Below are 21251 nucleotides of genomic sequence, written 5' to 3'. Positions count from 1 at the left end.
AAAATAACTGTGGGTTATAGGATAGTACATGAGAATAAAAAATATCAAATTGACAAAATACAATCACTTTAGTATAATTAAACAATTGTTTTATTTTTTATAAGGTGATTTATTGATGAAAGTGATACCGTCTGATAAAATTTTTAAAGATAGAAAAGAGAAAGTTACAGATAAATTATGTGCAGATTGTAATTCTTTATGCTGTCATGATTTGGTAATGGAAATATCTAAGCCTAAAAATGAAGAAGAATTAAAAACTTTGAAATGGTATCTTTATTTTAAGCATTCATTTATATTTATATATCAGGATACTTGGTACCATATGATAAGAAGCGAGTGCAGGTATTTAGATAAAAAAACTTATTTGTGTAAAAATTATGAGAATAGACATGATATATGTACTAAGCATAGTCCGCCTAAATGTGAGAGATATGAAGAGTGGTATGATGTAATATTTGATGACCAGTATGAATTAGAAAAATATGTTTATGAGAAAAAAATAATTAAAAAGAAATCTTCTAAATCTCCTAAAAAAATAGCTAAAAAAGTAAAATAAAAAAATATATATAAGCAATGAAAAAAGAAAAAATTAATAGAGTATGTATAACATATCCTCCTTTTGAATATAATAAAGGTTTTCCATTAATGTCTTTAAATAGGCAATTTCAATGGGTGAGGAATTTTAGCTGCAATTATCCAATACTTCCTGCCTATGCTGCTACTTTATTAAAAAATAACGGATATGATGTTTTTTTTATAGATACTGTAGCAAGAAAGATGGATATAATAGATTGGCTTATACAGATAGACAAAATAAATCCGCAATTAATATTTTTTGAAGCTACTACTGCTACTATAAATTATACTTGGGATACTATTGATGCTATTAAAGATAAATATAAAAATGCTTATATAGTTTTGGCAGGCGACCATGTTACAGCATTGCCTGAAGAGAGTTTTGATAAATCTGAAGTAGATTTTGTTATTACAGGAGGAGATTATGATATACTTCTTTTAAGCATTGTAAATCATATTAATAACGGTGAAAAATTAAAAGAAGGTATATATTATAGAACTTCTCAAGGAAATATTAGAAATACCGGCAAATGTAAACTTGACTATCCTCTAGACCGCCTTCCATTTATAGATAGAAATCTTACTAACTGGAAATTATATTCCAAAGAAAATGAGTATTATAAAAAAACTCCGGCTACATTTATTATGTCTGGAAGGGGTGCTGTTTTTAGTAATTATAGTTGTGCAGCTTCCAATATATTATTTAATAATGTTAGATTAAGAAACCCTATTAATGTTGTTGATGAAATAGAATATTTATATAAAAGATATGGTATAAAAGAGTTTGTTGATGTTACAGTATCTTTTCCTATGGGAGAATGGCTTTCACTTTTTTGTCAAACTATGATAGAGAGAAAATTAAACAAAAAAGTTTATATTGATTGCCACATGTATTTTACTGATTTGGATTATCATTATTATAAAATGATGAAAAAAGCTGGTTTTAAAACATTAATAGTTACTTTTCCTTCTGCAAATACTAAGACATTAGAAAAACTTTTTCCTTCATATACTAGTATAGATTCTGTTATTGAGTCTATTAAAATGGCAAGGAAGGCTGGTTTATTTATAGATATGATGGTAAAGATTGGATATCCTTGGGAGAATGAAGACGATATTATTGCTACCTTCGATGTAATAAAATATTTAATGACTAGCGGTTATATTAATACAATGAATACTTCAATCTTTGTGCCATATCCTGGTACCAATATATTTAATTATTGCAAAGAGAATAATTATATTAATACTGATAATTGGTTTGAATATGATATGCGCAGCAGTGTACTCAAATTGGAAGTTGATGATATTTTTCAGTATGTAGAATATTTTTATAATTTATCATTTAATCCTATGTATGTTTTACATAAAATTTTAAGCATTAGAGATATATATGATATTAAGCATCATATAAACTCTTTTAGAAATGTTGTGTCATCGTATATCAATAGGGAGTAATAGAATCAAAAAAATATTATGGCTGAGATTTGGGACGTATATGATATAAATAAGAATAAAAAGAATAAGCTGCATAAAAGAGGCTTACCTTTAGAATATGGCGATTATCATATAGTGATACATGCTTGGGTGGTTAATAGTAATGATGAAGTGATATTAACCAAAAGGCATAGCAGTAAAAATATATGTCCTAACATGTGGGAATGCACTGAGGGCTCTATAGTTGCGGGTGAGAGTAGTGTTGATGGAGCTATTAGGGAGCTAAAAGAAGAGATAGGGCTATCTTTTAAAGTTGATGAGGCTACATTTTTTACTTCGTTTGTTCTTGATTTTTCTAATACTATAATTGATTCTTATGTGTTTAAGAGAGATGTTGATATAAATGATTTAATCTTGCAAGAAAATGAGGTTAGTGAGGCAAAAATTGTTGATGAAAAAGTGTATAGAGAGATGTGTAGAAGCGGAGAGGTTGTTGAGTCTTTAATGTATTTTTATGATTTATATAAAAAATAATACAAAAATTCTTCTAAATTTTTTTTAGATTGAAAAAAAGAATTTATATGTTATAATACTACAAAACTAAAAATGAAAAAGGATTTTCTTAAATGAGTTTAGAGGAATTATCTAATCAAGAGACTATTGAAGCTAATAATAATAGTGAAGTAAAGGCAGAGAGCAATTTTACAATAGATGAAAATGTATTAGAGAATCAGGAGGAGCTTGAGAGGGTATTAGAAGCTGTTATATATGTAGAGGGTACAGTTTCTATATCTAGATTAAGAAATCTTTTTAAGTGTGAAAATACTGACATAAGAAACTATATAGAAAATATTAACAATAGATATAAAAGTGTAGGAAGTGCCATAGAAATATTGGAGATTGGTGATAGTGTAATGATGACTATAATACCTTCTACATTTGGTACTTTATCTGCAATATATGATAGAAAACGTAAGAAGAAAATATCAAAAGCTATGCTTCAAACACTTTCTATTATAGCCTACAAACAGCCTCTTACAAAAGCAGAGATTGATGATATAAGACAAAGCGACAGTTCTTATCATCTTAGAATGCTTATGGAAGATGGTTTTATAGCTTGGAAAGGCAGAAAAGATTATCTTGACAAAAGACAAACATACGGAACAACAGATAAATTCTTAATGCATTTTGGTATAAACAGTTTAGATGATTTACCAAAATTAAGAGAATTAAAAGATTTAGAGTTCAACAGAAACGATTAATACACAATGCTTGACAATAAAAAAAAATTGTGTATACTAATTAATATATAAATCTTCGGGGCTAGGTGAAATTCCATACCGGCGGTAAAGTCCGCGAGCCTTTTTGATGTTTCTTTCATTCAAAAATGGCAGATTTGGTGCGATTCCAAAACCGACAGTTAAAGTCTGGATGGTAGAAGATGTTTTTAATGTAAACTTAACTACATGTCAAAAAATAATGCTCTAAGTGTGTAAACATTTAGAGTTTTTTTGTTTATAGTTCATAGTATCCTACCAAAATATACCAAAGATTAATATAAATATTTTTTTAGAGTATTAATATTATGCATGAAAAATATATGAGAATGGCTATAGAAGAGGCTAAAAAGGGGGAGGGTTTTACTAGTCCTAATCCTTTAGTTGGTGCTGTTATAGTAAAAGAGAATAAAGTGATAGGTATTGGATATCATAAAAAATATGGTGAGAATCATGCAGAGATTAATGCTTTTTTGAATGCAAAAGAGAATGGAGAAGATGTTGAGGGAGCTTCAATATATGTAACTTTAGAGCCATGTTCTCATTATGGAAAAACTCCTCCTTGTGCTGATGCTATTATAAAAAACAAATTAAAAAAGTTATTATAGGCTGTGTGGATTCTAATCCTAAAGTTGCAGGTAATGGTATAAAAAAATTAAAAGATGCTGGAATTGATGTAATAGTAAATGTGCTTGAAGAAGAGTGCAGAAAATTAAATGAAGTTTTTTTCTACTACATAGCTAATAAAAGACCTTTTATTGTAATGAAATATGCTATGACTATGGACGGAAAAATTGCTACAGTAAGCGGTAAATCAAAATGGATAACTAGTGAAAAAACTAGAGAGCATTCTCATAGATTTAGAAATAAATATTCTGCTATAATGGTTGGGATAAACACTGTAATAGAAGATAATCCAATGCTTAATTGCAGACTTCCAAACACTAGAAACCCTATAAGAATAATTTTGGATAGTTCATTGAAAATAAGTTTAGATTCTAATATTTGTAAAACAGCAAAAGATATAAAAACTTTTATAGCTACTGTGAGTGGTGATGAGAAAAAAATAAAAGAGCTTGAAGGGCTTGGAGTAGAGATAATAAAGACAGAAAGTGATAATGGAAGAGTGAGCTTAAAAGAGTTAATGAAAATACTTGGAGAAGAAAAAAATATAGACAGTGTGTATGTTGAGGGTGGTGCAAGTTTGCATGCTAGTTTATTAAAAGAAAAGCTAGTAAATAAGGCTTTAGTTTATATAGCACCAAAGATATTTGGAGGTTTTGAAGCGAAAAGCCCTATAGGAGGCGAAGGAATAGATGAGCCTGATAACGCTATTAGGCTTGTTGGAAATAGTATAACAAAGATAGAGGACGACTTATTTTTGGAGTATTATTTAAAATATTAAATAATACTTGATTATTGGGGACTAGTCCCCAGACCCCTACTTCTTTTGGTGACCCAAAGAAGCAAAAGGACTGCATTTGTATTATTTTGCATTCAATGTCATCAAAGAAATTATAATTTTATTATAGGATTACTTAATAATGTTTACTGGTATAGTTGAAGAGATAGGAACTGTTAAATCGGTACAAAGCAAAGTTATTACAATAGAAGCAAGTAAAATATTTGATGATTTGCATTTGGGTGATAGCGTTGCTGTTAATGGTACTTGTTTAACTGTGTCTAGTTTTGATAATAAAATATTTAATGCAGATGTTACTCAAGAGACTTTAAATCGTACTAATTTGGGAAGTTTAAAAAACGGAAGTAAAGTTAATCTTGAGCGTGCTATGACTTTAAGTGGAAGATTTGGAGGGCATATAGTAAGCGGGCATATTGATGGAGTAGGAAGCATTAAGTCTATGAAGAAAGATGACAATGCTATAATACTTACTATTGAAGTGCCTAAACATTTAATGAAGTACATTGTAGAAAAAGGTTCTGTTGCTGTTGATGGTATAAGTTTAACGGTTGCTAGTTTAACAGATAATAGTTTTTCTATAGCTGTTATTCCTCATACATTAAAAGAGACTGTTTTATATTATAAAAAAGAAGGGGACAAGGTTAATATTGAAAATGATGTTATAGGCAAATATGTTGAAAGGCTTTTAACATTTAAAGAAGATAATAATGACAGTAAAAAATCTAATATTACAATGGAGTTTTTATTTAAGAATGGGTTTTAAAATATTGTTTTTTGAGATTTATACGGAAATATTTACATTTTACAAAAAACATAATTATAGTAGTTTGTATGTATATAATATGTGTTAAATATAGAATACGATAAGGTTATCTTAAAAATGCAGTTCTTTTGGTTCTTTTATACCAATAAAAGAACTGGGGTGCGGGGCAAAGCCCTGCAAATATTAAAATTAAAAATTTTTACTATATTATAAAAAATAAAAAGGAGAGTTTAAAATGGAAAATATTTACAGCACTATTGATGAGGCTTTAGAAGATTTAAGAAACGGTAAGATTATAATTGTTTCTGATGATGAAGATAGAGAAAACGAAGGAGATTTAATCTGTGCGGCAGAGTTTGCTACTACAGAAAATATTAACTTTATGGCTACTTATGCTAAGGGCTTAATATGTATGCCTATGAGCAAAGAGATTACAAACAAGTTAAACTTAAATCAAATGGTTACAAAAAATACTGATAATCATGAAACAGCTTTTACAGTATCTATTGACCATGTTGATACTACTACAGGAATATCTGCAGTTGAAAGGTCTATCACTGCTTTAAAAGTTATTGATGAGAATTCTAAACCAGAAGATTTCAGACGTCCTGGTCATATGTTTCCATTACTTGCAAAAGAAGGCGGAGTGTTGGTGAGAATGGGGCACACTGAGGCTACTGTTGATTTGATGAGACTTGCAGGACTTAAAGAATGCGGTTTATGCTGCGAGATTATGAAAGATGACGGCGATATGATGAGAAAAAATGATTTAATTGAATTCTCTAAAAAGCATAATCTCAAAATGATAACAGTATCTGCTTTAATAGACTATAGAAAGAAAAATGAAGATTTGATGGAGCTTTATGCTAAGGCTAAAATGCCTACAAAATACGGCGAGTTTGAAATATTAACATTCGTAAATAAAATAACAAAACAGCATCATGTTGTACTTACTATGGGAGATATTAGCGACGGTGAAGATGTTTTATGCAGGGTGCATTCAGAATGTTTGACAGGCGATGCATTAGGCTCTAGAAGATGCGATTGCGGAGAGCAGTATAATTATGCTATGCGTGCTATTGCTGAAGAGGGCAGAGGCATAATGGTTTATATGCGTCAAGAGGGCAGAGGAATAGGACTTGTTAACAAACTAAAAGCTTATGAGCTTCAAGATAAAGGGCTAGATACAGTTGATGCTAATAGAGCTTTAGGTTTTAGAGATGATATGCGTGAATATTATGAGGCTTATCAGATGCTAAAAAAAATTAGGCATTAAGAGTGTAAGGATAATGACTAATAACCCAGAGAAAATAAAACATTTAGAAAATTACGGACTTGAAATAGAAGAGAGAATACCTATACAGATAGAAGCAACAGAGTATGATTTATTTTATTTGCAAACAAAAAAGGAGCGTATGGGACATATTTTAGATTAATATAAAAAAGCTGTTTGAATTATATTACTAAAATATAATTTAACATATAGATAAAAGTTGTTGGTGTAGTTGTTTTTTTATATATGTAATAATTAACAATTTCAGGAGGTTTATTAATTATTAGGAGGTTTATGAAACGAGATAAAGATTATGAGAATAATTATATCTTATAATTTTTAATATGCACTTTTTGCAACTTTTGGTGAAACCCACAGAGTGAATGCGGGAAAAAGTTGAAAAAAAATACAATTAAGGAATTAATACAATTATGAAAACTTTTGAAGGAAAACTCGTTAGCGAGAAAAAAATTAAAATTGGTATAGTATGTGCTAGATTCAATGAATTTATTGTTTCTAAACTTTTGGGCGGTGCTTTGGACGCTTTATCTCGTCATGATATTAAAGACGATGATATTACTGTAGCTTGGGTGCCTGGTGCTTTTGAGATACCTCTAATAGCTTCTAAAATGGCTAAATCAAAAAAATATGATGCTGTTATATGTTTGGGTGCTGTTATAAGAGGTTCTACTACTCATTATGATTATGTTTGTGCTGAAGTATCTAAGGGCATTGCTAATGTTTCGCTTAATTCTGATATACCTGTAATGTTTGGGGTACTTACTACTGAAAACATTGAGCAGGCTATTGAAAGAGCTGGTACTAAAGCAGGAAACAAAGGTTTTGATTCTGCTATGGGTGCTATTGAAATGGTTAATCTAATCAGAGAAATAGAAAAATAAAATAGTTATAATAATTTAAATAAATAATTTTCTTTTAAAATTATTGTTAATCTTGATTTTATTATGCATTATTACATAATATATCTTTATAAACTATTTTAAGGATTATAACTATGTCTATAGTAAAAGATTTAAAAAGCAAATTGCTTATTGTAATACTAATTAGCTTGATAATTGGTGCTGTACTTGGAATGCTAGCTTCGGCATATGCATCCGCTGAAACATTAAAAAATTTGATTTCAATATCAGACCCAATAGGTAATATTTTTATAAGGCTATTAAAGATGATAGTAATGCCTGTAATTATTTTTACTTTAATAAGCGGGGTTTCAAGCATATCTCCAAAGCATCTTGGTATAGTAGGTATTATCATACTTCTTTTTTATATGATAACTTCTGTAATATCTTCTGTTTTTGGTCTTGCTGTAGGTAATTTAATAAAACCAGGTTTGGATTTGGATTTGAATATGGCTATGGCTACTACAAAAGAGTTTGTAAAGCCTAATTTTATAGACACGCTTCTTTCAACAATACCAACAAACCCTTTTTCATCTTTTGCTAAAGGCGATGGAGATGTTCTTCCTACAATATTTTTCTCTATATTTTTTGGCATATCTTTGGCATTTTGCAGGGATAATGAAAAGACAAAAGATACTGCAGAGATAGTTTATAAGTTTTTTGACGGCTGTACTCATATTATAATAAGAATAGTTGGCTGGATAATGTTTTATGCTCCTATAGGTGTATTTGCTTTAATATTTACAGTATTTGCAAAAAATGGTCCTGAGTCTTTTAAATCATTATTAAAAGTTACATATACAATATATATTGCTTTTGCTATTCAGCTTGTAATTGTTTACAGCATAATAAATATTATATTTGGAATTAATCCTAGAAAATTTTTAGTAAAAATTTTTGAGCCATTATTTACTGCATTTGTTACACGTTCTTCAGGCGGTACATTACCTATATCTATGAAAGCTGCTGATGAGAAGATGGGTATTAATCAAGGTATTTATAGTTTTACTTTGCCTTTGGGTGCTACAATTAATATGAATGGTACTGCTATATATTTAGGTATATGTGCTATATTTATATCAAATGCTACTGGCAATCCATTAGATTTTAATGCTCAATTGACTGTTGTAATAGTATCTGTACTTGCTGCTGTTGGTACTGCTGGAGTTCCAGGTGCTGGTTCTATTATGCTTCTTATGGTGCTTAATTCTATTGGTCTTGATATTAACTCTAATGTAAATGTTGCTGCTGCTTATGGTATGATACTTGGAATAGATGCTATACTTGATATGGGAAGAACTGCTCTTAATATATCTGGTGATTTATGCGGTACTGCAGTGGTTGCTAAAATTACTAAACAGATGGATATGAGTAAGTGGCAAGATTAAATATTTATTAAAGTTTGTTCAAATAAATTGTTAAATAAAATAAAGGCTTTTAGTGGGAAAAACACTAAAAGCCTCTACAATAAAATAAAAAATACCTCTATTATAAATTTTCCCCATTACTATCTATAACTTGTTTATACCAGTAGAATGATTTTTTCTTGCTTCTTTTTAGAGTTCCATTTCCAAAATCATCTCTATCTACATATATAAAACCATATCTCTTAGACATTTCACCGGTACCAGCAGAAACCAAATCTATAGGTCCCCAAGTAGTATATCCTATCAAATCAACCCCATCAATTTCAACAGCATCTTTCATATTTTTTATATGTTCTCTCAAATACTCTATTCTATAATCATCTTCTACATAACCATTTTCATCAGGCTTATCATAAGCACCAAGTCCATTCTCTACTATAAACATAGGTTTTTGGTATCTATCATAAATGTCATTTAAAGTTATTCTTATACCAAGCGGATCAACAGTCCAACCCCAATCAGTTTGTTTTAATTCAGGATTTTTTATATCGCCTTCCAAATTATCTTTTGTTATTGTATATTTACTCTTATCAGCAGTAGCACATCTTGTTGAATAATAAGAGAAAGAAATAAAATCAACAGTATATTTAGCTAATATATCTAAATCTTCTTTTTCCATTTTTATGTTTAAGTTTTCTCTTTCAAACTTTTTTAAAGCATAATTAGGATATTTTCCTCTTGACTGTACATCAACAAAGAAATACATCTCATCATTTTTATGCTGTGCTGCCAATACATCTTCAGGTTTTGAAGAGTAAGGATAATAAATTCCTGCAGCCAACATACACCCAACTTTATTATTAGGGTCTACTTCATGAGCTATTTTAGTAGCTATTGCACTAGCAACCAATTCATGATGGCTTGCCTGATATTTCATTTCTTCTTCGTTTTCGCCTTCTTCAAAATAAAGTCCAGCTCCCATAAAAGGTGCATGCAAAATCATATTTATTTCATTGAAAGTAAGCCAATATTCAACTAAACCTTTGTATCTATTAAATATAACATTACAAAGATTCTCATAAAATTTTATCATTATTCTATTTTTCCAACCGCCGTATTTTGTAATTAAATGCATAGGGCAGTCAAAATGTGTGATAGTTACTAAAGGTTTTATATTATATTTTAAGCACTCTTTAAATACATCTTCATAAAATTTTAAGCCTTCTTCATTAGGCTTTTCTTCATCGCCTTTAGGAAATATTCTGCTCCAAGCAATAGACATTCTGTAAACTTTAAAACCCATCTCAGCAAAAAGCTTTATATCTTCTTTATAATGAGTATACATTTCTATAGCGTCTTTTGAAGGATAAAAATGTTCATTATCAAAATCAAACATTTTCATTTTTCCTTTAATAACAGCAACTCTATCTTTACCATGCGGAGCAACATCTACATTAGCTAAACCTCTTCCGCCTTTATTAAATCCGCCTTCGCATTGATTTGCTGCGGTAGCTCCGCCCCATAAAAAACCTTCTTTAAATGGCATAAATGACTCCTTAAATATATTAAAAAGTAATATAAAATTAATATGAAAAAGATAAAAACTCAAACAAGATTTTTTCCATATTAATCTGGTAATTAATTAATATAACTTTAATTGAATTTATAAAATTTGATAATTATACTATAAAGAAATGAAAAGAAAATTTAAGGAGATAACAATGAAAGAAAAATTCAATGCTTTTATGGAAAGCAAATTTCTTCCAATAATGTCAAAAATTGCTATGAACCGATATTTGAATGCTATTAAAGATGGTTTTGTATTTGCAACACCATTCATTATTATAGGCTCTTTTGTATTATTATTATTTAATTTACCTTTGAGTGATAAAACTAATTTTATGTATTTCCCTCCTTATGAAAATTTTGTACAAGCAGTATCAGGAAATTATATACAAATATTTAATGTTAGTATGGGGATAATGTCATTGTTTGTTTCTTTTGGTATTGGATATTCTTTAGCTGGATATTATGGTCAAGACCAAATTACAAATGGTTTATTATCTATGTATGCTTTTCTATTATTATCTGCAAAGTCTTTGGCTGTAACTGTAGTAGGAACTGCTGCTGAGTTATTGCATGTAGCAGAAAATGTTAATGTTGGTGTATTGGATGCAAGATATTTAGATGCTAAGGGGCTTTTTGTGGCTATTATTGCAGCATTGGTATCTGTAGAAATTTCTAGATTTTTAGCAGCAAAAAAAATCATGATTAAACTTCCTGAATCAGTGCCTCCTGCTATATCCAAATCTTTCGAGATATTAGTTCCTGTAGCTGTAATTTCTTTCTTGTTCCAAACTGTAAATATGCTTATACAAAATGGTATGAAGATTATGGTGCCAGATTTGATTATGAAGATTTTACAGCCATTATTAAATATGTCTGATGGTTTAGTATCTATAATCATCATATTGTTATTGATACATATATTGTGGTTCTGCGGTATACATGGTGCTAATGTTGTTAATGCTGTGTTGCAGCCTATTACTCTTACAAATTTAGCTCTTAATCAGGCTGCTCTTGCTGCTGGTGAACAGATACCAAAAGTTTTATCTGGTGAGTTTATGAATTGTTTTGTATATCTTGGCGGTTCTGGAGCTACTTTAGGTTTATGTATTGCTATGATTATGACTAAAAATGCTCATATGAAATATATTGGTAAGCTTTCTATAGTACCTGGTTTCTTTAATATTAATGAGCCTATAATGTTTGGTGCTCCTATAGTAATGAACCCTATATTTATTATACCTTTTATTTTTACTCCTATATTTAATGCTACTGTAACTTATTTATTTATGAAGTTTAATATAATAGGTAAAGTTGTAGCATTGGTTCCTTGGACTACTCCTTCTATATTGGGTTCATTTATCTCTACTAATTTGAATTTTATAGCTCCTTTACTAGTAATAGGATTAATTGTTTTAGATTATTTTATATACAAACCTTTCCTTAATATGTATTTAAAAGAATTAGAAAAAGAAGAGAGTACAGCAAACCAATAAATATATATTTACTATTAAGGGGCTAGATATCAAATAATATTTAGCCTCTTATTATTTTATATAAATCTCGCCTGTTTTATTTTTTATATTCTCTAAAATAAAGCTTGTTTTGTTATATATTTTCACACAATCAAATATTACAATATTTCCTTTGTGGTCAATAATATCTTCTTCTTTGCATTTAGAACATCCTACAGACATACTCTTTGGACAGAAGGCAAAGTTCATAGCAGGAATCAAACCTTCTTTTATTGATAATGTGTGTTTTAAATTTTTACCAGCTTCAATAGCTGATATAACAACATCAACTCCTAATTTATATAAAAAGTCTACAGTATAGTTATTAATTGCATTAAGCCCAATGCCAGCCCATAATATAGCTTTTTCTTTTAATGCTTCAATATGACCTAAGTTATTGCATATTACTATCATATTATTTGTTTTTTCTACTATGCTTTTTATCACTTCAATGTCTTTATCGAATGTTACATGAGGAAGAATTATTCCGTCTATTTTTTTATTTTCAAAAAGCTTAATTATATTTTCATCATAAACATTTGGAAATAATATTTTTTTGTCATAATGAATATCAGAATATAAATTAATTTTCTCTTCACTGTTAGCAATTAAAACTTTTATATTTGTGTTTGGATAATTAATATTTTTTTCAAAATCTTTATTATAATCAATTTTTTTTGACTGCATTAAAACATTTTCTAATTTTTCAATTATGCATCTTCTAGCTTCATTTAAAATTTTAACAGGTATAAAAGGATTTTTGAATTTTTCTTCTATATTAATATTTTCAAATTCAAATACTGTTCCTCCTGTTTTTGAAAGAGAATTAAAAATATCTTCTTTAATTGTTGCTTTAGTTTTAGCTTCTTGAAGTGTATAATCGCTAATATATTCTATATTATTTAGTCTCTTATCATATTTGCTATGAACTACTAATTTTATTTTTTTATTATCATCAATGTCATTAAATCCAATAATACAATTTAAATCAAGCAAATGCTTAAAATTATCACTTTCAATTATTTTCTCTGCTTCGTCCATTTGTAATTTATCAGTAGTTCTATAAACTTCATCACCTACATTTACATTTTTTATAACAGCCGAAAAACTTAAATTTCCTTTAGCTCTTTTTACTCTAATATTATCTTTATATAAATCAGAAATCTGCATTCCTACCTGTCCGCTATCTCCAAATGAAAGCCCATCATAAACATTTAATTCTTTTTCTGCTTTTATATGTATTTTATTTTTTTTGTATGCTACAACTTCTCCTATATATTCACCGTCATGACTAGGCTTATAATTTTCAAAAATATCTTTTGAATTATAATAATACCCTTGAGAAAATCCGCCTCTATTAAAAATCTTCATCAAACTTTCTCTATATTTCTGGATAGGTATATCTTTATTTTCTAAAGCCAAATCGATGGCATGTCTATATATCGAAGTAGTAACTGCAACATATTCACTTCTTTTAGCACGTCCTTCTATTTTAAAAGAAGTTATTCCGCTTTCAAGTAAGTTTGGAATTATATCAATAGTCATTAAATCTTTAGTGCTTAGAGGATAATCAGTTTTTCCTCCAGTATATTCCATTCTGCAAGGCTGTGCACATGCACCTCTGTTTGCGCTCCTTCCTCCATGCAAATAAGAATAAGCACATTGACCAGAAAAACTTACGCATAAAGCTCCATGCACAAAAGTTTCAAGTTCTATGTCTGTGTTATCTCTAATATATTTTATATTCTCTAAACTCATTTCACGTGCTAGAACAACTCTGTCAATACCAATGCTTTTAAGAAGTTTTACACTATCTAAATTATTACAAGACATCTGCGTGCTTGCATGCATGGCAATATTTAAATTATTTCTAACAATATCAATAATACCTAAGTCTTGAACTATAATAGCATCGGCTCCTAAATCAGAAACAGTTTTTATTAATGGAAGTACTTTATCAATTTCATCATTATAAACTAAAGTATTAACTGTAATATAAACATTCACATTTCTTAATTTTGCAAACTTTATATTTTCTTCAAGTGTCTTTTCATCGAAGTTTTCAGCCGCACCAACTCTCGCATTAAAACTTTTAGTACCGAAATATACAGCATCAGCCCCCGCATTAACAGCAGCCTTTAACCCCCTTTCATCGCCAACAGGTGCGAGCAGTTCTATTTTTTTGTTTTTATTATTCAAATCATTTCCTATTAATTATATATTTATTGCAAAACTATAGCATATAAGTAAATGAATTCAAGTGTTAAATAGATTTTTGATAATTATATTTTATATTGAAAATATATTTGATAGTTTATTCAACTTTTTCTCGTAATAAAAAGTTAAAAGATTTTAGTTTTATATCAAATATATATTAATAATACATTTATTTTTTAACTATATAATATTTTATATAAAAAAAGCCTGATTAAAAAATCAGACTTTTTATATAATACAAATTTATTTAAATATTTTTTGTTATAATTTCATTAACATCAGCATTGTGAAGTTCTGTTCCATCTTCTGAAACAGCTTTCTCATTTATTTTAACTGTTCCTGAATTTTCTGTATCAAAAGTTATATCTAAAGTTAAAGTTATTACAGCAGTAACATAGTCTTGAACTAAATTTTCTTTAAATACAATTACATAGTTGTTTTCTGAGTTTTTTGTAAAAGATTCTGCTTTTTTATTGTTTATTATACAAGAGCCATCTTTATTAATTGTTAAAACTCCTCCTTTATAATTAGGTGTATTAGTGAAAGTCCAACTGCCTGAATATTTTAAATCATTATTATTATTTGATGATGGTCCAGTTTTATTTTCATTGCTGCAGCTTACAAATAAAATAGCAGTTAAAAATAGTATAGATATTAATTTTTTCTTCATAAACACTTCCTTTTTAAATTTTATAAAAAATATAACCATAATAATATAATGAAGTAAATTTATTATAGATAACAATAAAGAATTATACCTCATATATGTACATTGACTTTTGTATTTTAATTATTTATACTTTCAAAATTAGTAATGAGAATATAAACAACAATGGAGGTATATAATGAAAAAACTAATTCTATCATTTTTATTGGGTATCTTTACTATATCTTGTTCAAATAATAATAATATATTAGATGCTATACTAAATAATGATTTAGAAGGTCTCAAAAAATTAATAAACAAAGAAAATATTAATACTGGAATAACCATAAAGGATGAGGTTTCTATATTAGATAGATCTTATGAGATTAATAAAGAAACTCCTATCATATTAGCTGTACTTAATAAAAATAAAGATATGATAAGATATTTGCTTGATAATGGTGCTGATCCTTCTATTTATGATGGTAGAGAGAGAAATGCTTTTCTTTGGGCTTGCGGTGCAGGTGATGTTGAAATTATACAGATGTTAGTTGAACATGATCCTAATTTAGTTAATTCAAGAACTGGCAATAATGCTAATGGAATTATTATAGCAGCGGATTTTCGTAATATAGATGTATTTGAATATTTAGTAAAAGATTTAGGTCTTGATGTAAATCACATGGATGATTTAGGAGTAACTGCTCTGCTTTTATCTCGTAAAAAAGAGGCTAAAGAAAAATTAATAGAGCTTGGTGCAACAAGATAAGAATAATAAAAAGTTAGTCATAGCAGCCAGTAACTTTAGTTGCTGGCTTATATTGTCGCTTAACGTTTTGCAAGGCACTATTACTTGCGGAATAGCAATGATATAAAAGTATATCATTTCATATATAGTAATAATAAAATATAATTTATAAAAATTGTGAGCCTCTAGCAAATTTATTTGATAGAGTTTGATTAGCGAACAATTTTTATTAGTAATAATAGGAACTAAAATGCTAAAAAAATATATTGTGTTAATTATTGTTGGAGTAGTTTTAATGGTCAATGATTCTTATGGTATAACTCAAGATGAAAGAAATTTTCTTCATGCATGCCGTTATGGTCAAATGTATGTAATTGAAGAATTAATTGATAAAGTTAATATTAATGTTCAAGATGAAGAAGACGGATTTACTCCTTTAATGAATGCTGTAACAGAAGGAGAAATAGAGGTTGTTAAAATTTTATTAGAGCATAATGCAGATGTTATTAAAATAAAAGATAATAAGGGAAGAAATGCATTTTTCTGGGCTGCTGTTTTAGATGAACTTGAAATCTTAAAACTATTTGAAAAATATAATCCTGATTTTAATGTGTCAGATAATTATGGTTCTAATGTTTTCTTTTTTACTAGAAAAAAGGAAACCGTTAATTATTTCCTTCAACATGGTGCAGATATAAATAAAAAAAATAAATCTGGAAGAACTCCTTTAATACAGCATTCTTTAGCTTATGAAAATCAAGAACATGTAAAGTTTTTACTTGAAAAAGGTGCTGATATTAATGCTCAAGATAATGAAGGTGTTACTACATTGATGTTTGCTGTTCAAACTGATAAAGTACAAATAATAGATATATGTTTATCAGAAAATGCAGATATTAATATAAAAGATAATGAAGGAAAAACAGCTTTATTTCATACAATATCATCTTTTGGTGTTTTAGAGAATGTTAAGGCAATGACGGAAGATATGTTTGGAGATCATGCTAAAACAGACTATATAAAAGATTATATGAATCAGAAGAAAATGGAAGAGACAGATAGGGCTATTAGACTTATAAAGTTATTAGTATCTAATGGTGCCGATATTAATGCTCAGGATAATAAGGGAAATACTTTATTAATGTATGCTATAGAACTTCGCAATGAACCTCTTATAAATGAGATATTAAAATTAAATCCTGATGTTAATATAAAAAATAAAAAAGGAAAAACAGCTAATGATATGGCAAAGGAGTACGGTTATAAAATAGTAAAATAGTGAATGTTTTATAAATTGTAATATTTATGTTTTAATTTATATATAATGATAATAAAAAATTAAAACTACATAGAATTAATAAAAAACTTATGAATGTAGTAACAAATAAGTTTTTTATATATAATAAAAAAATGTAGGTAATACACCATTACGGGTGGCATAGCAATAATAGGAGTTATTACAATGAAAAAAATTATTTTATTTCTTTTAAGCATTAATTTTTTATGGGCATTTCCACCTAGTGAAGCGTATTTTTCTGAACTTTTAAGTGATAATGGTAAAGTGACAAAAAATACACTTAAAGCCTATAATGTAGAAAGTTATGGTATGGTTTATTTTGATGGAGAGATTACATTAACAGGAGTTCTTGAAAGATCTGATAATTATGATATGGGAAATAATTATACTGCTTTAAGATTTTATCCTGATAATAATGTAGATCTTCCTTTTTTATATGCTTCATTTGAAATGAATTTGAAAAATCAAGGGGCTTCTAAATATGGTGATTCTTGGGATTTTAGCGGCGTTAAATTTGACAGATTGGAATTCGGTGTTTTATTAAAAAATATTGAAGTAAAATTACCAGAACCTTTGAATAAAAGATTTTTAGGTGCTGCTGCTGTAAGAGCTGAAGTTACAATTAGAAATTATCGTTTTTATGGAGAAGGTGAAGCATCTAGAGAGGCTTACGGTGATATTGTAGGTTTTAAGGCTTTAGGTGATGTAGAAACAGAGTATTTTAGTAAAAATAATTATAATTCAGGAGATGTTCATTACAACGAACTTCAATATAATTCTCAAGACAATTATGTGAATATAAGAGATAAAGCAAATGGAAAAATAATAGGAAAGATTTTGAAAAGAGATATGATTTATAATGGGGGAGTTTTATTATCTATCAATGGAGAAGGTATTGATTATGAGAATTATCAAGATATCGAAACAAAGTGGCTTGAAGTATTTTATCTTCCTCCAGAGGCTGAAGACGGAAAAGATGCAATTCATGGCTTTGTGCATGGTTCGCAGATAAAACTTGAAAATGGAGGCTATTAAAAGAGCATAACAATAATAGGATAACAATATGAATATTATAAGGTCTATTCCTATAATGTTTCTTTTAAACTTTATTACTTGCGGTATATATCATTACTATTGGATTTACAATGTTAGCTTAGAAGTTAAAAAATTTACTAGTAGAAAAGACATATCTCCTGAATTAGAACTTCTACTTAGTATTTTAACATGCAATATCTATAGCATATATTGGTATAATAAATACGGAAATATTATTTATAAAGAAATAGCTTTAAAAATTGATGAAAAAGATAAAAATAATGTTACTCAAATAATTATGGTTTCATTTATTATTGTATTATTTGTGGGTATGCCAATTATAGGTGGATTAATACTTGCTTTTGTTATGGGAGTATTTGTAAGCGGTATGTCGGTACTTTACGGAGGAGCTTATAATAATTACACTTTAATTGAATCTATTTCCCATGCTCCTGAAGTATTATTAGTATTTGCTGGTACTATATTAGCAGTTATTGCTATTGTTCTAGTAATTACTGCTATGCTGCTTATTCCTGATATTATTATGCAAAAGAAATTAAACTCTATATGGATAAAACTAAAAGAATTTTATAATAATAAAAACTAATTCGTATTCAAGATATAATAAAATATTATTTATAAAAATAGTTATATGAAAAATTATAAATTATAAAATCTTCAATTAGGGTTATTAAATCTTTTACTATTTATCAAACTTGATATTATATGATTTTTTGATTTATCTTTAGCTTCCAATATTTCATTAACATCATTAATAAAATCTTGAAACTGTCTGTTATAGCAAAGCTTATGCATAGTGTCTATATCTAAATTATTTCTTTTTTTAGCTGAAAATAATATTTCTGAATCTTCAGGATTATAATAATTTAATTTTATTATACCTACACCAAAAGACTGATTTAATCTTTTTATTTCTTCCATTAATTCATCATAGTTATTTTCATCTATTTCCATAGCAACAAGCCAAGCTTCATTAGCCCAGCCTGAATTTGATAATGCTTGAAAATAATATTCAGTTAAAGTTCCAAGTGTGAGTTTTAATTTTAATTCATAAGCGTAAATTTCTGTAGTTGGCAGGTTTATATGATTAAATAATTCTAAAACTGATTTATTAATATAATCTTTAAAAGTAACAGATACAATATCTGGAGTGCCCCATTTCATTTTTCCTTTTAAGTTAATATCTGTAGCATTGGCATTTATAGTTTTAGAATATATTTTCATTGAGTACAAATATTTTGTGAGAGGTATATGCAAATCTTCTTCTAATATTTTTTTATTTGTAATTGTATTTTCTGAACTTTCTTCTGTATCTTCTTCTTCGCTTAAATCATTAATTTCATTTATTAAATTTTGATTAGAGCTATTTATTTTGCTTTTTAATAAAAATTTACCTTTACCAACTTTAGTAAAGATTGTAGTATCTGGATTAAATTTTATATCTGTATATATTTTTGCTCCTAAACTTGCAATAGGAGTTTTACTCATTTTACCGTTTAATGTTTCAGCTATAATTTTATCATAACCTAGTTCGCAAGCCTTCTCCCATATTTCATCAACTTTCATAGGAACATCGCTTTGCTCTAAAACTTTTTTTGCTGCATCATAATATGTCATAGCTAACTCCTAAAACTTATATACTAATAATACACTATTTTTGTAAAAACTCTATAAAATTTTGTACAATTTAGACATTAAATATATTTAAAAATTTTTTCTCACTCCCCGCCCTTTAGATTTTATGATTTTGTTTGAACTTTTTAGTCTTATATTTTTTGTTGTTTAATAAGAAATGTTAACGCCCGCCCAAGTTCGCTTTAACTTTTTTAATCTTACTTCCCGCACGCAGAATAAAATTAAAAAATATATAACATCTAATAATTGCATTTATGTTATAACTAATAACCTGCTTACCGTGCGGTGAATAAATTATAAGTTTAATCAAGTTTTTTGTATCAAGCATTCAATATTATATATACGAATTCCGAATTTGTAATAAGGCTAAAACTATATTTGAGGAATATTTATTATGCGTTATCTTAGTTTGATTTTTATACTTATTTTTAATATATCTTTTCTATTTTCTCAAAATACTAATACTGGAAAATTAGACCAATTATTAGATTATGCTAATACAGGTAATATTAATGGAATAAAAAGATTAATTTCTGCTGGTTCTATTTCAAGTTATATAGATTTTGGAGATATGCAGGGACATAATGCTTTAATAACAGCTACTTTTAGAGGTTATAAAGATATAGTTGTTTTGCTATTATCTCAAAAAATAGATGTTAATGCTAGCTGTATACATGGAAAGACTGCTTTAACTTATGCGGCAGAAAACGGATATGTTGATATAGCTTCTTATTTGCTTGCTAAAAATGCTAATCCTAATATAAAAATTAATAACGGTACTACAGCTTTACTTCAAGCAGCTGGTAAGGGGTATTATACTATAACAGAAATGATTATTAATGCCGGTGCTGATGTTAATATGTCTGGACTTTATGTTAATCCTGATGATGCCAATTATAATATGACTCCTCTTATGGTTGCTGCTTATAATAATCATGATGATATAGTGAAATTGTTGCTTGACAATGGAAGCGATATAAATAAAGTTAATAATGTTGGAGCTAATGCTTTATTTTATGCTATAGCTAAGGGTAATGGAGAAGTAGCTAAAATGCTCCTTGAGAGAAATGCTGATGCTAATGTAGTATCTAGTTATGGATATTATGGAAATATTACAACACTTGCTTTAGCTTCATCATTGGGATTGAATGATATAGTGTCATCACTTTTAATAGGTAAGGCTAATATTAATTATAGAATGGCAGATGGAAGAACTGCTTTAATATGGGCTAGTATATCAGGCAAGAAGGATATTGTTTTATCATTAATTAACGCTAATGCTGATGTTAATATTAAAGATAATGATGGAAAGACTGCTTTGATGTTTGCTGCCGAGAATGGCGATTATGATTCAGTTCAATATTTACTTGACGGTAATGCAGATTTGAGCATAGTAGATAATTTGTCAAAAAATGCTTTAATGTATGCTATGGAAAACGGAAATACAGATATAGTTGATTTAATTACAAAAAGAAGTTTGGCAAAGAAATAATTTATAAAATATATTTAAAGTTTATATATTGCTGTGAATAATAA

Annotated in this window: 19 protein-coding genes, 1 pseudogene and 1 riboswitch; of the genes and pseudogenes, 16 read left to right on the top strand and 4 right to left on the bottom strand. The window is 28.0% G+C overall.

The genetic code is table 11. The features are described from left to right. Window positions 1–115: 115 nt before the first annotated feature. From BPP43_RS07440 to BPP43_RS07400, 10 genes and pseudogenes are all read left to right on the top strand, one after another. Window positions 116–556, top strand: coding sequence for a YkgJ family cysteine cluster protein (locus BPP43_RS07440; RefSeq protein ID WP_013244352.1), 441 nt, complete (start codon window positions 116–118; stop codon window positions 554–556). A 17-nt stretch (window positions 557–573) separates the two neighbouring features. Beyond that, a complete protein-coding gene (locus BPP43_RS07435) occupies window positions 574–2034 on the top strand; it encodes a B12-binding domain-containing radical SAM protein (RefSeq protein WP_013244353.1) in 1461 nt (486 codons plus the stop codon). 18 nt (window positions 2035–2052) lie between these two features. Beyond that, on the top strand, window positions 2053–2547 hold the full coding sequence (locus tag BPP43_RS07430) for an NUDIX hydrolase (RefSeq protein ID WP_015274605.1): 495 nt from the start codon (window positions 2053–2055) through the stop codon (window positions 2545–2547). A 92-nt stretch (window positions 2548–2639) separates the two neighbouring features. Further along, window positions 2640–3275 (top strand): SMC-Scp complex subunit ScpB, encoded by a 636-nt coding sequence (gene scpB, locus BPP43_RS07425; RefSeq protein ID WP_013244355.1) that lies wholly within the window; start codon window positions 2640–2642, stop codon window positions 3273–3275. 47 nt (window positions 3276–3322) lie between these two features. After that, window positions 3323–3460, top strand: a riboswitch (FMN riboswitch). A 138-nt stretch (window positions 3461–3598) separates the two neighbouring features. Continuing rightward, window positions 3599–4695 (top strand): annotated as a pseudogene (gene ribD / locus BPP43_RS07420) (bifunctional diaminohydroxyphosphoribosylaminopyrimidine deaminase/5-amino-6-(5-phosphoribosylamino)uracil reductase RibD). A gap of 139 nt (window positions 4696–4834) precedes the next feature. Beyond that, window positions 4835–5476 (top strand): riboflavin synthase, encoded by a 642-nt coding sequence (locus BPP43_RS07415; RefSeq protein WP_013244357.1) that lies wholly within the window; start codon window positions 4835–4837, stop codon window positions 5474–5476. A 235-nt stretch (window positions 5477–5711) separates the two neighbouring features. Next, window positions 5712–6752: a 3,4-dihydroxy-2-butanone-4-phosphate synthase gene (gene ribB / locus BPP43_RS07410; protein WP_289844189.1), complete on the top strand. Its 1041-nt coding sequence runs from the start codon at window positions 5712–5714 to the stop codon at window positions 6750–6752. Between the two features lie 13 nt (window positions 6753–6765). Then, on the top strand, window positions 6766–6912 hold the full coding sequence (locus tag BPP43_RS12760; protein WP_289844188.1) for a hypothetical protein: 147 nt from the start codon (window positions 6766–6768) through the stop codon (window positions 6910–6912). A gap of 268 nt (window positions 6913–7180) precedes the next feature. Then, entirely contained in the window at window positions 7181–7651 is a 471-nt protein-coding gene (gene ribH / locus BPP43_RS07405) for a 6,7-dimethyl-8-ribityllumazine synthase (RefSeq protein ID WP_013244359.1), read from the top strand. A gap of 113 nt (window positions 7652–7764) precedes the next feature. Next, entirely contained in the window at window positions 7765–9057 is a 1293-nt protein-coding gene (locus BPP43_RS07400) for a dicarboxylate/amino acid:cation symporter (RefSeq protein WP_013244360.1), read from the top strand. Window positions 9058–9157: 100 nt separating this feature from the next. On the opposite strand, the gene BPP43_RS07395 is transcribed toward BPP43_RS07400, so the two are convergent. Continuing rightward, window positions 9158–10582, bottom strand: a complete 1425-nt coding sequence (locus BPP43_RS07395; protein WP_013244361.1) for a 6-phospho-beta-glucosidase — start codon at window positions 10580–10582, stop codon at window positions 9158–9160. A gap of 175 nt (window positions 10583–10757) precedes the next feature. On the opposite strand from BPP43_RS07395, the gene celB reads away from it, so the two are divergent. Beyond that, window positions 10758–12098: a PTS cellobiose transporter subunit IIC gene (gene celB, locus BPP43_RS07390; protein ID WP_015274604.1), complete on the top strand. Its 1341-nt coding sequence runs from the start codon at window positions 10758–10760 to the stop codon at window positions 12096–12098. A 51-nt stretch (window positions 12099–12149) separates the two neighbouring features. Here the strand turns inward: celB and BPP43_RS07385 are convergent, their stop codons facing one another. After that, window positions 12150–14315 carry a peptidase U32 family protein gene (locus BPP43_RS07385; protein WP_015274603.1) on the bottom strand — a complete coding sequence of 722 codons (2166 nt, stop codon included), beginning with the start codon at window positions 14313–14315 and terminating at the stop codon, window positions 12150–12152. 265 nt (window positions 14316–14580) lie between these two features. Then, complete coding sequence (locus BPP43_RS07380) at window positions 14581–15003, bottom strand: hypothetical protein (RefSeq protein ID WP_015274602.1); 423 nt, start codon at window positions 15001–15003, stop codon at window positions 14581–14583. Window positions 15004–15178: 175 nt separating this feature from the next. On the opposite strand from BPP43_RS07380, the gene BPP43_RS07375 reads away from it, so the two are divergent. The 4 genes from BPP43_RS07375 (at window position 15179) to BPP43_RS07360 (ending at window position 18666) form a co-directional block, all read left to right on the top strand. Then, window positions 15179–15748, top strand: a complete 570-nt coding sequence (locus BPP43_RS07375; RefSeq protein ID WP_015274601.1) for an ankyrin repeat domain-containing protein — start codon at window positions 15179–15181, stop codon at window positions 15746–15748. A 229-nt stretch (window positions 15749–15977) separates the two neighbouring features. After that, window positions 15978–17006, top strand: a complete 1029-nt coding sequence (locus tag BPP43_RS07370; RefSeq protein WP_014936817.1) for an ankyrin repeat domain-containing protein — start codon at window positions 15978–15980, stop codon at window positions 17004–17006. A gap of 183 nt (window positions 17007–17189) precedes the next feature. Beyond that, the gene (locus BPP43_RS07365; RefSeq protein WP_015274599.1) at window positions 17190–18059 is read left to right on the top strand and encodes a hypothetical protein; all 870 of its coding nucleotides are present in this window, start codon (window positions 17190–17192) and stop codon (window positions 18057–18059) included. Between the two features lie 28 nt (window positions 18060–18087). Then, entirely contained in the window at window positions 18088–18666 is a 579-nt protein-coding gene (locus BPP43_RS07360) for a DUF4234 domain-containing protein (protein ID WP_015274598.1), read from the top strand. 71 nt (window positions 18667–18737) lie between these two features. Here the strand turns inward: BPP43_RS07360 and BPP43_RS07355 are convergent, their stop codons facing one another. Further along, window positions 18738–19697 carry an HTH domain-containing protein gene (locus BPP43_RS07355; RefSeq protein ID WP_015274597.1) on the bottom strand — a complete coding sequence of 320 codons (960 nt, stop codon included), beginning with the start codon at window positions 19695–19697 and terminating at the stop codon, window positions 18738–18740. 412 nt (window positions 19698–20109) lie between these two features. On the opposite strand from BPP43_RS07355, the gene BPP43_RS07350 reads away from it, so the two are divergent. Beyond that, complete coding sequence (locus BPP43_RS07350; RefSeq protein WP_015274596.1) at window positions 20110–21207, top strand: ankyrin repeat domain-containing protein; 1098 nt, start codon at window positions 20110–20112, stop codon at window positions 21205–21207. The last annotated feature ends 44 nt before the right edge of the window (window positions 21208–21251 follow it).

The organism is Brachyspira pilosicoli P43/6/78, from assembly GCF_000325665.1.
Lineage (GTDB): Bacteria > Spirochaetota > Brachyspiria > Brachyspirales > Brachyspiraceae > Brachyspira > Brachyspira pilosicoli.
Note: the sequence above shows the minus strand (reverse complement) of the source record. Positions and strands in the feature narration are given on the sequence as shown.

Coding starts and splice junctions, on each gene's coding strand:
- BPP43_RS07440 (WP_013244352.1), top strand. CDS start 116: ATGAAAGTGATACCGTCTGATAAAATTTTTAAAGATAGAAAAGAGAAA.
- BPP43_RS07435 (WP_013244353.1), top strand. CDS start 574: ATGAAAAAAGAAAAAATTAATAGAGTATGTATAACATATCCTCCTTTT.
- BPP43_RS07430 (WP_015274605.1), top strand. CDS start 2,053: ATGGCTGAGATTTGGGACGTATATGATATAAATAAGAATAAAAAGAAT.
- scpB (WP_013244355.1), top strand. CDS start 2,640: ATGAGTTTAGAGGAATTATCTAATCAAGAGACTATTGAAGCTAATAAT.
- BPP43_RS07415 (WP_013244357.1), top strand. CDS start 4,835: ATGTTTACTGGTATAGTTGAAGAGATAGGAACTGTTAAATCGGTACAA.
- ribB (WP_289844189.1), top strand. CDS start 5,712: ATGGAAAATATTTACAGCACTATTGATGAGGCTTTAGAAGATTTAAGA.
- BPP43_RS12760 (WP_289844188.1), top strand. CDS start 6,766: ATGACTAATAACCCAGAGAAAATAAAACATTTAGAAAATTACGGACTT.
- ribH (WP_013244359.1), top strand. CDS start 7,181: ATGAAAACTTTTGAAGGAAAACTCGTTAGCGAGAAAAAAATTAAAATT.
- BPP43_RS07400 (WP_013244360.1), top strand. CDS start 7,765: ATGTCTATAGTAAAAGATTTAAAAAGCAAATTGCTTATTGTAATACTA.
- BPP43_RS07395 (WP_013244361.1), bottom strand. CDS start 10,582: ATGCCATTTAAAGAAGGTTTTTTATGGGGCGGAGCTACCGCAGCAAAT.
- celB (WP_015274604.1), top strand. CDS start 10,758: ATGAAAGAAAAATTCAATGCTTTTATGGAAAGCAAATTTCTTCCAATA.
- BPP43_RS07380 (WP_015274602.1), bottom strand. CDS start 15,003: ATGAAGAAAAAATTAATATCTATACTATTTTTAACTGCTATTTTATTT.
- BPP43_RS07375 (WP_015274601.1), top strand. CDS start 15,179: ATGAAAAAACTAATTCTATCATTTTTATTGGGTATCTTTACTATATCT.
- BPP43_RS07370 (WP_014936817.1), top strand. CDS start 15,978: ATGCTAAAAAAATATATTGTGTTAATTATTGTTGGAGTAGTTTTAATG.
- BPP43_RS07365 (WP_015274599.1), top strand. CDS start 17,190: ATGAAAAAAATTATTTTATTTCTTTTAAGCATTAATTTTTTATGGGCA.
- BPP43_RS07360 (WP_015274598.1), top strand. CDS start 18,088: ATGAATATTATAAGGTCTATTCCTATAATGTTTCTTTTAAACTTTATT.
- BPP43_RS07355 (WP_015274597.1), bottom strand. CDS start 19,697: ATGACATATTATGATGCAGCAAAAAAAGTTTTAGAGCAAAGCGATGTT.
- BPP43_RS07350 (WP_015274596.1), top strand. CDS start 20,110: ATGCGTTATCTTAGTTTGATTTTTATACTTATTTTTAATATATCTTTT.